The organism is Brevibacterium sp. 239c (assembly GCF_900169365.1).
Classification (GTDB): Bacteria; Actinomycetota; Actinomycetes; order Actinomycetales; family Brevibacteriaceae; genus Brevibacterium.
Window position 1 is genome coordinate 1 of sequence record NZ_FXZH01000015.1, and the last position, 13,713, is coordinate 13,713.

The 13,713-nt window shown below is 62.8% G+C and carries 10 protein-coding genes, 1 tRNA gene and 1 pseudogene; 8 read left to right on the top strand and 4 right to left on the bottom strand.

The window, feature by feature from the left end; all coding sequences use genetic code 11:
• The first annotated feature begins 193 nt into the window (after nt 1-193).
• Both BSP239C_RS13680 and BSP239C_RS13685 read left to right on the top strand, forming a co-directional pair.
• Complete coding sequence (locus tag BSP239C_RS13680; RefSeq protein ID WP_101573803.1) at nt 194-1,444, top strand: FAD-binding oxidoreductase; 1,251 nt, start codon at nt 194-196, stop codon at nt 1,442-1,444.
• Nucleotides 1,445-1,501: 57 nt separating this feature from the next.
• Nucleotides 1,502-1,888 (top strand): annotated as a pseudogene (locus BSP239C_RS13685) (dihydrodipicolinate synthase family protein); the annotation flags it as partial.
• Nucleotides 1,889-1,904: 16 nt separating this feature from the next.
• On the opposite strand, the gene BSP239C_RS21170 reads toward BSP239C_RS13685, so the two are convergent.
• Entirely contained in the window at nt 1,905-3,575 is a 1,671-nt protein-coding gene (locus BSP239C_RS21170; RefSeq protein WP_257930210.1) for a PucR family transcriptional regulator ligand-binding domain-containing protein, read from the bottom strand.
• Between the two features lie 190 nt (nt 3,576-3,765).
• Between BSP239C_RS21170 and BSP239C_RS13700 the strand changes: the two genes are divergently transcribed.
• The 4 genes from BSP239C_RS13700 to BSP239C_RS13715 all read left to right on the top strand — a co-directional run bounded on the left by BSP239C_RS13700 (nt 3,766) and on the right by BSP239C_RS13715 (nt 7,755).
• Nucleotides 3,766-5,211 (top strand): aspartate aminotransferase family protein, encoded by a 1,446-nt coding sequence (locus BSP239C_RS13700; protein WP_101573966.1) that lies wholly within the window; start codon nt 3,766-3,768, stop codon nt 5,209-5,211.
• 267 nt (nt 5,212-5,478) lie between these two features.
• The gene (locus BSP239C_RS13705) at nt 5,479-6,831 is read left to right on the top strand and encodes an inorganic phosphate transporter (RefSeq protein ID WP_101573805.1); all 1,353 of its coding nucleotides are present in this window, start codon (nt 5,479-5,481) and stop codon (nt 6,829-6,831) included.
• Nucleotides 6,828-7,061, top strand: coding sequence for a hypothetical protein (locus BSP239C_RS13710; protein WP_101573807.1), 234 nt, complete (start codon nt 6,828-6,830; stop codon nt 7,059-7,061). Before BSP239C_RS13705 ends, BSP239C_RS13710 begins: the two co-directional genes overlap by 4 nt.
• 40 nt (nt 7,062-7,101) lie before the next feature.
• Nucleotides 7,102-7,755 (top strand): hypothetical protein, encoded by a 654-nt coding sequence (locus tag BSP239C_RS13715; RefSeq protein WP_145997458.1) that lies wholly within the window; start codon nt 7,102-7,104, stop codon nt 7,753-7,755.
• 109 nt (nt 7,756-7,864) lie between these two features.
• Here the strand turns inward: BSP239C_RS13715 and BSP239C_RS13720 are convergent, their stop codons facing one another.
• Complete coding sequence (locus BSP239C_RS13720; RefSeq protein ID WP_101573811.1) at nt 7,865-9,697, bottom strand: phosphoenolpyruvate carboxykinase (GTP); 1,833 nt, start codon at nt 9,695-9,697, stop codon at nt 7,865-7,867.
• Between the two features lie 468 nt (nt 9,698-10,165).
• On the opposite strand from BSP239C_RS13720, the gene BSP239C_RS13725 reads away from it, so the two are divergent.
• A tRNA-Arg gene (locus BSP239C_RS13725) sits at nt 10,166-10,238 on the top strand.
• Between the two features lie 197 nt (nt 10,239-10,435).
• Nucleotides 10,436-11,164: an alpha/beta fold hydrolase gene (locus BSP239C_RS13730; RefSeq protein WP_257930223.1), complete on the top strand. Its 729-nt coding sequence runs from the start codon at nt 10,436-10,438 to the stop codon at nt 11,162-11,164.
• Between the two features lie 11 nt (nt 11,165-11,175).
• On the opposite strand, the gene BSP239C_RS13735 is transcribed toward BSP239C_RS13730, so the two are convergent.
• Nucleotides 11,176-11,982, bottom strand: a complete 807-nt coding sequence (locus tag BSP239C_RS13735) for a DNA alkylation repair protein (protein ID WP_101573968.1) — start codon at nt 11,980-11,982, stop codon at nt 11,176-11,178.
• Nucleotides 11,983-12,142: 160 nt separating this feature from the next.
• The gene (gene argG, locus BSP239C_RS13740) at nt 12,143-13,564 is read right to left on the bottom strand and encodes an argininosuccinate synthase (RefSeq protein WP_101573969.1); all 1,422 of its coding nucleotides are present in this window, start codon (nt 13,562-13,564) and stop codon (nt 12,143-12,145) included.
• Nucleotides 13,565-13,713 lie beyond the last annotated feature (149 nt).

The following is a 13,713-nucleotide window of genomic DNA, read 5'->3' on the forward strand; positions in this document are numbered from 1 at the left end:
TCCCCCTTGAGCGGGGGCACTATGTGGTCGGATGGGCAGAAATCGTGGCCGTCACTGGGCAGTTCTACTGGCCAGGAGTGGGCATTTCCACTGTCCGCCTATGGGCAGTTTCCCATGGCCGCCAACATACAATTCTATCGGCGTGTGAAGCTGCGGCCAGTGTCGGTCGTGGTCGACACTGAGGGAGACGTGCATGAAGGTCGTCGTTGTCGGTGGCGGAGTGGTGGGTCTGGCGAGTGCCTATGAATTGGCGTCCGCCGGCTGTGAGGTCACGCTTCTGGAGTCCGGAAAATGCGGAGCCGGTGCCTCCCATGGCAACGCGGCGAAGGTGGCACTGGCTGAGAGTGCCCCGGTTCCCGCTCCTGGAGTCTTGCTTCAGGGCATCAAATGGATGCTCAGGCCCGACAGCCCACTGTCGATCAGACCTTCTTTGGCGCCCGGATACCTGAAGTTCCTGCTCCGTATGGCCCAGCACTGCAATACCAAGGACTTTGAGGCTGGCCTCGACGTGCATCTGCGTCTTGGAGAAGACGCGAATGCCCTCTTCGACGACTATCAGCGTCAGGGCATGGACTTCGAGATGCATGCTCGCGGGGTTCTCTTAGCGTTTGAGACCGCGGATCGTTTCGAAGAGCACTGCCGGACGCTGGACGCGTTCGCTTCGGTCGGGCATGTGGCAGACGAGCTCCACGGCGATGACCTGCTGGAGGCGGAGCCGGCGCTGAGTGACAGCATTCGTCATGGTCTCTTCTTTCCCACCGATCGACAGATCGAGCCAGACTCGCTGACCCGCGGACTGCTGGCGAAATTGAGTGACCTCGGCGTGAATGTGCGCGAAGAAACGAGTGTTGGCAGCTTCGTCCGCGGCGGTGACACCGTCACTGCGGTCGTCACGAGCGACGCGGAAGTCATCGCGGCTGATGCCGTCGTAGTCGCCGCGGGTGTAGCCAGCGGTGCGCTCCTGACGAAGCTCGGACGCAGACTGCCCATCTATTCGGGCAAGGGATACAGCATCGACTACGCTCCGCCGCCGATCAATCTGAGAACGTCTCTGACGCTCGAAGACGCGCGGGTCGCGGTCACCCCACTCAACGGCCTGCTTCGTCTGGCCGGAACGATGGAATTCGGAAGCAGGGATGACGAAGTCAACGACGTTCGCGTGGATGCTATCCGCGAAGCGGCCCGCCGTTCCTTCCGTGACTGGGGCGAAGAACCGGCGGGCGAACGAACACCGTGGGCGGGCTCGCGACCGATGACACCGGACGGGCTTCCCGTGATCGGCAACCTGGGAACCGCCAAGAACGCTTATGTGAACTCCGGGCACTCGATGTTGGGGCTGACACTGGCACCCGCCTCGGCGAAAGCGCTCACCGACATCATGCTCGACCGGAAATCCACCCTCAGCTCCGATCTCCTCGCACGGGTCTCACCCCAGCGATTCTGATCGACTCACCCCTTCGTTCAACGCTGAACGATGAACACCAGTTGAAAGGTCAATCCCATGCCAATTACGTTCACCGGCATCTTTGCCGCTTGCATCACCCCGTTCACCTCCGATGGCGCCGAGGTGGATCTTGACGGCATCTCGGCCCAAGTCGAGCACATGATCTCCAACGGTGTCCACGGGTTGGTTCCGGGCGGTTCCACCGGAGAATTCACCTCGCTGACTGTTGCTGAGCGCAAGGCCGGCAACCGAGCCTACATTCAGGCAGCGAACGGACGCGTGCCCGTGGTCGCAGGCACTGGGGCACTCTCAACGGCCGAGACCATCGAGCTGAGCCGCGATGCCGAGGAAGCCGGCGCCGATGCGCTCATGATCGTGCCTCCCTTTTACGACACCCCCTCATTCACGCCTCACTCTCAAACGGTACGGCCCATTCTTAAGCGGCAGGGCAGGCCGGGCCTCACCGGTTTGTGCGCAGCCACAGGATGGCGACGTGGAGCGCGGTGCGCGACTCCGCATCTTCCAACGAGACGCCGAGCCTGCGCTGCAGCTTGTCCAGTCGCGCGTATAGCGCCGGACGGGACAGGAAACCGCTCCGGGCAAGCGCCGACTTATTGCCGCTGTGAGTGAGGAACTGCTCAAGCAGGCCGAGCATCTCAGGTTCAGTCTTAAGCAGAGGGGCCAGTTCCGCCTCGGCGAAGGCCCGAACGCTCGGGTCGTCGCGCAGCGATGAGAGCAGCCCCCGCAGTCTCACGTCGGAGAAGCGGTAGTACTGCCGCTCCCGCAGTTCGAGCGTCGAGGCGATCTCGGCTACCTGGGCCGCAGATTCGAGGCCAGCGGCCGCCTCGACGATCGATTCGCTTGTCTGCCCGACACCAATGGTGGTGTCGCGGATGGGCAGATCGGCGATCAGCCGTGCAAGGGCTGCATCGTCATCGGCTCCCGAAGGCAGAGCCAGCACGACCCCGAATGAGCCCGATTGCAGTCCGGCGGACAGCGTGGAGCAGCGATGGGTGGTTGCCGCAGTCACGAAATCACGGTGCAGAGACCGCTCCCGCAGTTGAAGGGTCGTTGGGTCGGTGTTCTCACCGCGATCAACGCGCACGACCACAGGAATCATGCGACCTCGCGGTGCGAACCCCAGGTCCGCCGCGCGAGCCCGAACCTGTTTCTCGTCAGTCTCCGCCGATTCGATGATCTCGCGCACCAGCCCGCCCTGGGCCTGAACGAGGAGATCCTGCTCGTCGCGTTCGGCCATCCGCGCCAGGGTCAGAGTCTGCGCAGCGCGCTCGATGACCTGCGCGGCCTCCTCATCGGATTCCAGTCGGCCCGGGGCCAGCAGACGACCCCACCGGCGATCACGCAGTCCCACCGGGACCTGCAGCCACCGTTGCCCATGCCCATGCCCATGCCCATGCCCATGCCCATGCCCATGCTCGTGCGCGTGCGCGTGCTTACGTCCGAGTCCATTCTCATCGGTCTCGCCGAGGTGGTCCGTCCTTTCGCCCTCACGCTGAGCACTGCGTGACGTGAGCGCGGACCCGGCGTGGGCGAGCAGCCGGCGTCCGACGTCCTCGAGCATGACGGGTGAGCCCAGCAGCTCCGCCGTTCGGTCGACGATGTCTTGAGCTCCAGCGCTATCCAGGCTCAGCTGTGTGAAGACCTCGTGGACAGTGCGCGCATGCTCGACACGGGCCAGCTGTCGATTGAGCAGTTCCTGGTGAGCGAGCTGGGTGACGCGGACGAACTTGATGCGGTGGCGCAGAATCACAATCGGGATCTCACGACCACGTGCAGCGGCACGGACGTTGTCGATGGCCTCGTCATCAGGACGACCGTCGTCATGGATGAGTTCGATGACAGCACCGGAGGCGGAGGCGGATTCGAGCTGATCGAGGAACTTTGCGGTCGACTCCGGAGAAGACCGGTACGACAGGCCCGTGCTGAGCACGAGTTCACCGCCTTCGAGGAACTGTGCGACATTCTCCGAATCGGCGATGTGGACCCATCTCACCGCACGTCCCACCAGGTCACCACCGGCCACGACCTCGGGATCTCCGCGGCGGATCTCGTCGACGTCGAGCAGGTTCGCGATTGTCAGGTCCGGTGATCGCCGCGACCAAGCATCCACTGTGCACTTCCATTCGTCCGCTTGAGATCGTGTGGTTTACATAGTGTAAGTCTGCTCCAGCAAATGCTTGCAGGGTGTCCATGGTGATTCGGGTTCGTCGGGATCACCATTGAAGGATCAGGGTCACCTCCACACCAATGGGCTGACCCGCCTCGGCGATATGGAACGAACCGTGAAGGGACGGCACATCATGACTGTGATCAATGCGAACGAAGAACTCGACCGTGAGGTCAACGATTCCAGCGCCGAAGGTACGGAACCCACCGTGGATCCAGGTCACGGCGAACGAACGTTCACAGCCGAGCAGCTGAGTGCGGGCCAGCGGGCCCACGACCTCGACCGCGCGCATGTCTTCCATTCCTGGCAGGCCCAGGGGCCGTTCGACCCGATGACGGTCGTCGCGGCTGAGGGCCCCTATATCTGGGACGGTGAGGGACGGAAGCTGCTCGACATGTCCTCGCAGCTGGTGAACACGAACATCGGACACCAGCACCCGAAGGTCGTTTCGGCGATTCAGGAGCAGGCGGCGACGCTGTGTACGATCGCCCCTCAGCACGTCAACGATGCCCGTTCCGAGGCGGCCCGGCTCATCACCGACCGCACTCCCGGCGATCTCGACCACGTGTTCTTCACCAATGGCGGTGCCGACGCGAACGAACACGCGATCCGCATGGCCCGCCTGCACACCGGCAGAACCAAGGTGCTCTCCGCTTACCGCAGCTACCACGGCGGCACCCAGCTGGCCGTCAACGTCACAGGTGACCCACGCCGTTTCGCCAACGACTACTCGGCCGAGGGCATTGTCCACTTCATGCCCGCCTACCAGTACCGTTCCTACTTCAGTTCCACTACCGAGGCGGAAGAGACCCAGCGTGCGCTGCAGCACCTCGAGGACATGATCACGCTCGAGGGGCCGAACAACATCGCAGCGCTCATCCTCGAGACCGTGCCGGGCACCGCTGGAATCTACGGACCCCCGGCCGGATACCTCGAAGGTGTGCGGGAGCTGACGGCCCGCTACGGCATCGTCTTCATCGCCGACGAGGTGATGGCTGGCTTCGGCCGGACCGGTCGCTGGTTCGCCGTCGACCACTGGGACGTCACCCCGGATCTCATCACCTTCGCCAAGGGCGTGAACTCCGGATATGTGCCGCTTGGCGGAGTCGCGATCTCCGACGCGATCTTCGAGACCTTCCGCGACCGGGCCTACCCAGGTGGTCTGACCTACTCGGGCCATCCGCTGGCCTGCGCTGCAGCAGTCGCCACGATCACAGCGATGGACGAGGAAGGGATGATCGAGAACGCCGAGCGCCTCGGCCGCGACATCATCGGACCTGCCCTCCACGAGATGGCAAAGCGCCACCCCTCGATCGGAGACGTTCGCGGCATGGGATGCTTCTGGGCCGTTGAACTCGTCAAGGATCGCACGACGAAGGAGCCGATGGCGGCCTATGGCGGGAGCTCGCCGGAGATGAACCGGGTCATCGGTGCCATGAAGGCCGAGGGAGTGCTGCCCTTCGCGAACTTCAACCGGATTCACGTCGTCCCACCGCTGAATACGCCTGATGCCGACGTCCGCTTCGGACTCGAGGTCCTCGACGAAGCACTCAACATCGCCGACGAGTACGTCAGCTGAGCGACGAGTAAGTCAACTGAGCGACGAATAGGTCCGCTGGCCATACCGCTTCCTCACCAGGCCAATTGTGAACGTGGATACATTCCAGGCCTGGTGAGGTCGCGTTTGGCCAGCTCAGAGATGAACGCGGAGGGGTGAAAGCGGGGCTGCGCAGAACAGTGGGTGAAGATTCGGGGAAATAGGCGGTAGACTTTTTGCTGATTGAGGTCGCTGCCCGTCAGCTAAATCATCCACGGTCCGAATTGTGTCTACGTTCAAGGTCGCTTAGTGGAAATCATCTTCGTCGTTGTGCTGGTCATCGTACTGGCACTGTTCTTCGACTTCACCAATGGCTTTCACGACACGGCCAATGCCATGGCGACTCCGATCGCGACAGGAGCGATCAAGCCGAAGACGGCGGTCACCCTGGCGGCGTTGCTCAACCTGGTCGGTGCCTTCCTGTCCACCGAGGTGGCGAAGACGATCTCCGGGGGCATCATCAAAGAAGGTGGTGGGGGAGTCCAGATCACTCCGGACTTCATCCTTGCCGGCCTCATAGGCGCAATCCTCTGGAATATGGCGACGTGGCGCTTCGGTTTGCCGTCGTCGTCTTCGCACGCACTGTTCGGCGGACTGATCGGCGCCGCGATCGTAGGTGCCGGACTCAACTCCGTCGACTTCGGCGTCTTCTTGTCCAAAGTGGTCCTGCCCGCGCTCGCCGCGCCCATCATCGCAGGTGTGGGCGCCTATCTGTGCACCCGTCTGGCCTATGCCATCACACGACGCAACGGCGAAGGCAAAACCGCTCACCGGGCACCGTTCAAATACGGACAGATCTTCAGTTCCTCGCTCGTTGCACTGGCCCACGGCACCAACGACGCGCAGAAGACCATGGGCGTCATCACCCTCGTCCTCGTGTCCGCGAATCTGCAGGACCACGGAACCGGTCCTCACATCTGGGTGATCGCAAGCTGCGCGCTGGCGATCGCGCTGGGAACGTATGTCGGCGGATGGCGAATCATCGACACCCTCGGTACGAAACTCACCACCGTCAAACCCGCCCAAGGGCTGGCCGCCGAGACATCCACGGCAGCCGCCATTCTCGCCTCTTCCCACCTCGGCTTCGCATTGTCGACGACGCAGGTGGCATCCGGCTCAGTGGTCGGCTCCGGCCTGGGCCGTAAGGGCGCGGACGTGAAGTGGTCGACGGCCGGACGCATCGCTTCGGGCTGGCTGCTGACCATCCCGGCGGCTGCGATCGTCGGCGGCATCGCAGCTGGAATCGCGCACCTCGGCACCATCGGCGTCGTCATCGACACCGTCATCGCGGTCGTCGCAGTCCTCTGGATCTTCCTCAGCTCACGCAAGGTGGCGGATCCCGAACTCTCGAACTTCGACGCTGTCGGCGATGCGGTGGGCATCCGCGGTCGCAAGCGCAAGATTCGCAAGGACCGCAATCGCAAACGTGCGGCCATGAAGCGTGCAGCTCGCATCGAGGCTCGCGAACAGCGCATCGCTGACAGGGCGGACGCGAAGTCCGGTACTTCCCCCGCCGTCGAGGCTGACTCCAGGGCTATGAGCACCTCAGCCACGGAGACAGATGCCGACAAGGCACCCAAGGGCAAGGGAGAGACAAAATGATCGAGTGGGGCTCATTCCTCATCGTTGCGGTCGCGACCTGGGTGTCAGCGATCGTCGTCATCCTACTTTTCTCCTCTGCCGTGCGGATGCGCGCAGTGCACATCGACCTGGCGGCCCAAGGCCAAAGCAAGCCCCTGCTCAGGGTCGGCTACTGGACGGTGTTCGGTATCTGCAGCATCGTTGTGCTCATCGGCGTCTACCTCATCGTCCCGGCACTCCACGGCGCCTGAGAGCGTCCGGGCTCGTGGAGAGCCGACATACACTCGAAGTGTGATGCAGCCGCAGAACAGTACCGGGCTCTCACCAGATCTCCTGAAAGACATCGCAAAGGCGGACCCTAAGCGCTTAGGGCGGTGGACGGCCGAATTCGACCGGAACGATCACGTGGTGCTGCGAACCAGTTTCCTCAAGACTCTCGGCCTTGCCGTAGCTGCATGGACATTCGTCGCCGCCCTTGTCTTGATGTTCACCGTCATGCCGTTATCCATGTGGAACCCGTTCTCCGATGATTTCGCTGGGTGGCTGCAGCTCATTTTCGGCCTGCTGCTTTTCCTGGGCCTGATCCTGTTTGCCTTCGGCGGCGTGCTGTGGACGTTCGTCTATCCCCTGGCTCGACCGCGAACGATCGTCTCGCGGTGGGGCGTCCAGATGGTCGTGTCGAAGCCAGGAGGACAGTTCACGCTGTTCAAAACAGCATGGTCCGACGTTGTCCGCGTGGGTGGAAGCTGCACCCCCATGCGTTGGCCGTTCCCACCCATGCTGACCGTGACTATCACTGCTGGAGGTCACAGCGTGGAGCAGAAAACGTTGATCCGCCCGCGCAGGAGGCCGGAAGCCGTCACAGGCAATATGAGCCGATTGCTGCCTGGGCGGCCCCGCGATGTGCTGGCCTTCCTCGTTCAGATTCACGCAACGATCGGTTAGGAGCGCGCCACTGGTCTCTGACTCAGGCACACGAAAATCCCCCAACCACCTCGGCGATGGTTAGGGGATTCTCTATTGCTCAGAGACTCAATAACGGAGTCTTGGTGTCTCAGGCGAGACCCAGACGGTTGCGCAGGTTGTCGACCTCGGCGCGAAGCTCGGCCGGAACCGAATCGCCGAGCTGCTCGTACCATTCTTCGATGAGTCCGAGCTCGGTCTCCCACTCTTCAGGCTTGATCTCGAGTGCCTTGCGCAGCTGCTCGTCGCTGAAGTCGAGTCCCTCGGTGTCCAGACCGCCCTCGACGGGGGTCAGACCCAGTGGGCTCTCAGCGGCGTCGGCGGTGCCGGCAACACGCTCGAAGACCCACTTGAGAACGCGTGAGTTCTCGGAGAATCCTGGCCACAGGAACGAGTTGTCCTCGTCGCGGCGGAACCAGTTGACGTAGAAGATCTTCGGCAGCTGAGCACCCTCGGTGTTGCCGATGTCGAGCCAGTGCTGCAGGTAGTCACCGACGTTGTAGCCGATGAACGGACGCATCGCCATGGGATCGCGGCGAACGACACCGACGGCTCCGGTGGCGGCAGCGGTGGTCTCCGAGGAGAGCACCGAGCCCATGAACACTCCGTGATTCCAGTCTTTGGTCTCAGTCACGAGCGGCATCGTCGTCTTGCGGCGGCCACCGAAGAGGATTGCCGAGATCGGCACGCCATTCGGGTTCGTCCACTCAGGAGCCAGGGTCGGAACGTTTGCGATCGGGGTGCAGAAGCGCGAGTTCGGGTGAGCGGCTGGGGTCTCCGACTCGGGAGTCCAGTCGTTGCCGCGCCAGTCGGTGAGGTGGGCCGGCTTCTCGTCGGTCTTGCCTTCCCACCACACGTCGCCGTCGTCGGTCAGTGCGACGTTGGTGAAGATGTTTCCGCCGGCTTCGATGGCGCGCATCGCGGTCGGGTTGGTGGTGTAGCCGGTGCCCGGTGCGACTCCGAAGAGACCGAACTCAGGGTTGACGGCGTAGAGCTGTCCGTCGTCGCCGAAGCGCATCCAGGCGATGTCGTCGCCCAGGGTCTCGGCCTTCCACCCGGGAATGGTGGGCTCGATCATGGCGAGGTTCGTCTTGCCGCAGGCCGAAGGGAATGCGGCGGCGATGTACTTGACCTCGCCTTCCGGGCTTGTCAGCTTGAGGATGAGCATGTGCTCGGCCAGCCAGCCTTCATCGCGAGCGATTGAGGAGGCGATGCGCAGCGCGTAGCACTTCTTGCCCAGCAGGGCGTTGCCGCCGTAGCCGGAACCGAAGGACCAGATGGAGCGCTCTTCGGGGAAGTGGGTGATGTACTTGGTGGAGTTGCAGGGCCAGGCCACGTCTTCCTGCCCGGCTTCGAGGGGTGCGCCGACGGAGTGCACGCACTCGACGAAGGTGCCGCCGTTAGCCACGATCGCATCGAGCGCGTTCTTGCCCGAGCGGGCCATGACGAGCATCGAGAGCACGACGTAGGGGGAGTCGGTGAGCTCGATGCCGAACATTGGCTGATCGGCTTCAGCATGTCCCATGACGAAGGGGATGACGTACATGGTGCGTCCGCGCATCGAACCGTCGAAGAGAGGCTCGAGGGTCTCGCGCATCTCGGCTGGATCCATCCAGTTGTTGAGAGCGCCGGCATCCTTCTCATCCTTGGAGCAGATGTAGGTGCGGCCTTCCACGCGGGCGACGTCCTCGGGATCGGAAGCCGCGTAGTATGAGTCCTTGGTGCCGGTCAGGCGTACGATCGTGCCGGCTTCGACGAGCTTGTCGGCGATGGTGGCCCTCTGTTCATCCGAGCCATCGACGAAGACGATATCGTCGGGAGTGGTGAGGGTGGCGACCCTGCTGACGAACGAGAGCACCGACTCATTATCGGTCGGTGCGTTCTTCAGCTGGTCAGCGACGACGTCATGGTCGAGGACAGTCATGAGTGGTCTCCTGGTCAATCGGGATTACGGGGTTCTGCCTGGCGGCGGGTACATCTCCACCGTAGGACTCGGGTGGGCCGGAAAATCCCGGTTTTGAGTCACTGGAAGATGTGCATTGGGTCACAACGGCATCTCGAAAGTCGTGAATGCAACAAATGGGTGACGTGTCTTTTCATGGCGGTGACTGTTCGTTGCAGAGCGTGATTACCCCCGGAGACAGTGGCTGCAGAACCGTCTTGGGTGACCTCAGTGCCCGCTTCGGGTGACCATGACGCACTCCCAAAGTGACTTCAGCACCCTCGCGGAGGTGGCTCTCCTGTTCCAGCGGACGCCGAACGTCCAATCGCAGGCGCAGCCCCATCTCACCCAAGTCTCAAATGTGGGGAAGCGCACTCTGGCCGAATTTGAGCTTGGACGAATTCGGTGTGTATAGTGGATCGAGTTGCAGGGCGTGAAGCCAAGCACCATGCGCCACTAGCTCAACGGATAGAGCATCTGACTACGGATCAGAAGGTTGGGGGTTCGAATCCCTCGTGGCGCACAGTAACGAAGCCCCTCGCCAGCAGATATGTTGGTGAGGGGCTTTTTCGATCTGTAGGTGCTGCGGGCGTTTTCGCATTGGGAACACCGGTCTCTGGAAGCCTCGGGCGCTAGAATTGGGCCATGGCCGCAATCACTGCCGATGACGGTGTTTGACTCGAGTACACACAAGCTGGAGATACCTCCGGTCGTCCCGTGGTGCTGTTGGCAGGGTTCAAGGCGCCGGCGGCCAGTTGGCGTTACCAGGTCGAGGCACTGACGCAAGCAGGATACAAAGTGTTCTCAGTGGACCTGCGCGGTCACGGAAATGCCGACCACCCCACATCAGGCGTGACCATGGAGCGTCGAGGCCAGGGCGTTGCGCAAGTCCTCGAAGCCTTGGGCCTGACAGAAGTTCTACTCGTGGGCGAATCTATGGGCGGCAACACGATCTGGTCGTTCCTGTCCCAATTCAGCGCCGCCCGCATCGCCGGAATCGTTGTCGTTGACCAGACACCGAAGATGCTCAACACCGCTGACTGGCCCCACGGATACTACGGCTACGACGAATCCAACAAAGACACCTACTTCGCCGAGGGCATTCCTCCCACCGGGCATGGCACCCCTGTCTGGAAACGTGGCAAACGCATGCTGCGCCTGCTCAAAGCCATGAAAGGCGTGGATCACAAGCTCAGCCGCGGTGAGCTGGCTCTTCTGAACGGCCATGCGAAGGCCGACTGGCGCCCCGTCATCGAGGGAAGCGACGTGCCCGTGCTATTTGTCGCAGGAGCCGAAAGCGAGCACTGGCCAGCGGCGCATGCGGCCGCAGCCGCAGGTCTGGCCCCAATCGGATCATCGACGGTTATCCCCAACGATGGGCATGCCGCCAACATCGAACAACCCGATGCCTTCAATCAGATTCTGCTCGAATTCGCTGAGTCCCTATAGCTCCTGCCGCCTCACCTCCGTCGAGCCAGCAACTCCTCACGCTGCCCCGGTGACAGATACTTGACCACTTCCCGCAGCGTCACGCCCGAGGCTCGCTTCGAGCGCGGCAGCATCCAGTCAAAGACCATATCGGGCCGCTTCCGAGCAGCGTCACGCAGTACCCAGCCGATGGCCTTGCGGATGAAGAACTCCTTCTCGTCCAGCATCGCATCGGCGAAGCGGGCGAACCGATCGAAGTCTCCACGGCCCTCGCGCAACGGTCGCAGGTGGGCCAGCAGCGCGGCGCGCCGAATCCAGAAATCTTCGTCTGTCGCCCAGCGGTCGAGGGCTTGGTCAAAACCCCCATCGTGTTCGCTCAGCGGGCCGACGACATCGCCGGCCAGTGGATCGACCAGCGCCCAGGTCCGGGACTCTCGAAGCAGCCGTTCGAGGAAGCTGCTGTCCCCGGCGCCGAGGTGGTCCATCGATTGGACGAGCACCATCGTGGCCGCACTGCGACACTCGTAGGCAGGTGCCCGATGTGGGTGTGATTCCGGCGGTGAGGGCTTCTTGCCTGCTTCGAGGTTGCTCGTGTCGATGGTGACCTCGGTGTCCCACAGCAGTTCGGCGAGTTCGATGATTGCGTCATGGTCGAGATCTGCAGAGCGCAGCGCGTCACGTACGACAGCCCTGGTAGCTGGTACGCCAACCCCGTAGTGGACGAGATCGCTTTTGAGGTACTCCCGCTCCTTCTGGGCGCGTACGGCGGTGCCACCCTCGCGGAGCTGGCGGTCGATCGCCTCGGCGAAGGAATGTGCAGTGGACGCTGCTGAAGTCATGGCACGATCTTCCCACTGTCCGCTGAGCCCGGTGCAGCGGTTGGCAATTTCTGGTCGATCCGAGATCGAAGAAGCCCACGCACACAGTGACATCACTGGTGTGCGTGGGCTGCGGGTACGACTCAGCCTTCGGCCGGTGATGGCCGAGAGGACTTCGGGGTCAGTCCGTGCCGGCGTCGAAAGCAGCGGAGAGGCCGGCGAGGTCGCTGGCTGCGTCGATATCGGCACCGGAGTTCGCGATTTCGTCGGCGCCGCCGGCCTCAAGTGAACCGACGAGTTCCGAGGTCGGGCCGGAGACGATGCCCATGGCCGCGTACTGCTCGAGGCGGGCACGTGAATCGGCGATGTCGAGGTTGCGCATGGTCATCTGACCGATCCGGTCCTCGGGGCCGAAGGCGGCGTCGCCCACGCGCTCCATCGACAGCTTCTCTGGGTGGTAGGACAGGTTGGGGCCCTGGGTGTTGACGATCGTGTAGTCGTCACCGCGGCGCAGGCGCAAGGTCACTTCGCCGGTGATCGCCGAGGCGACCCAGCGCTGCATGGATTCGCGCAGCATGAGTGACTGCGGATCCAGCCAGCGTCCCTCGTACATCCGGCGACCCAGGCGGCGACCCTCTTCGTGGTAGAGCGCGATGGTGTCTTCGTTGTGGATGGCATTGAGCAGGCGCTCGTAGGTGATGTGGAACAGTGCCATGCCCGGGGCCTCGTAGATGCCGCGCGACTTGGCCTCGATGATGCGGTTCTCGATCTGGTCGGAGACGCCGAGTCCGTGACGGCCGCCGACCTCGTTGGCCTTGAAGACCAGTGCCACCGGGTCGTCGAACTTCTCACCATTGATCGAGACGGGACGGCCGGCCTCGAAGCCGACGGTGACCTCTTCGGTGGCGACCTCGACGTCATCGCGCCAGGCGGCGACACCCATGATCGGGTTGACGATGTCGAGTCCGGCATCGAGGAACTCAAGGCTCTTCGCCTCGTGGGTCGCACCCCAGATGTTGGCGTCTGTGGAGTACGCCTTCTCGGCGGAGTCGCGGTAGGGGTAGCCGTGCTCGACGAGCCATTCGCTCATCTCCTGGCGTCCGCCCAGTTCCTCGACGAAGTCCGAGTCGAGCCAGGGCTTGTAGATGCGCAGCTTCGGGTTGGCCATGAGGCCGTAGCGGTAGAAGCGCTCGATGTCGTTGCCCTTGTAGGTCGAGCCGTCGCCCCAGATGTCGACGCCGTCTTCCTTCATGGCGCGCACGAGCATCGTGCCTGTGACCGCACGGCCCAGAGGAGTCGTGTTGAAGTAGGTCTTGCCGCCGGAGCGGACGTTGAAGGCACCGCACTGCAAAGCGACGAAGCCCTCTTCGACCAGCAGGCGCTTGGCGTCGACGAAACGGGCGATCTCAGCACCGTATTCCTTCGCACGCTCCGTGACGGAGTCGAGGTCGGGCTCGTCATACTGGCCGATATCCGCCGTGTAGGTGCAGGGGATGGCGCCCTTGTGACGCATCCATGCGACTGCGCAGGAGGTATCCAGTCCGCCGGAGAAGGCGATTCCAACATGCTCACCGACTGGGAGCGAAGACAATACTTTCGACATGCTGACCAGCTTAGCGGCCAGGACAACCCGTGTCGAATTGTTATGCATAGATATGTATTTTTATGTGCTTAATGCTTCGGCTCGCTGAGCAGAATCGAGCGGACCACTTAGCGTCGAGGGCAGAGGCTATAGAGTGCCCGCTCGATGCT

What these genes read in the sequence shown, in the direction of transcription:
- BSP239C_RS13710 (WP_101573807.1), top strand. Translation starts at nt 6,828, where the DNA reads ATGATCGAGTGGGGCTCATTCCTCATCGTTGCGGTCGCGACCTGGGTG.
- BSP239C_RS13700 (WP_101573966.1), top strand. Translation starts at nt 3,766, where the DNA reads ATGACTGTGATCAATGCGAACGAAGAACTCGACCGTGAGGTCAACGAT.
- argG (WP_101573969.1), bottom strand. Translation starts at nt 13,564, where the DNA reads ATGTCGAAAGTATTGTCTTCGCTCCCAGTCGGTGAGCATGTTGGAATC.
- BSP239C_RS13735 (WP_101573968.1), bottom strand. Translation starts at nt 11,982, where the DNA reads ATGACTTCAGCAGCGTCCACTGCACATTCCTTCGCCGAGGCGATCGAC.
- BSP239C_RS13720 (WP_101573811.1), bottom strand. Translation starts at nt 9,697, where the DNA reads ATGACTGTCCTCGACCATGACGTCGTCGCTGACCAGCTGAAGAACGCA.
- BSP239C_RS13680 (WP_101573803.1), top strand. Translation starts at nt 194, where the DNA reads ATGAAGGTCGTCGTTGTCGGTGGCGGAGTGGTGGGTCTGGCGAGTGCC.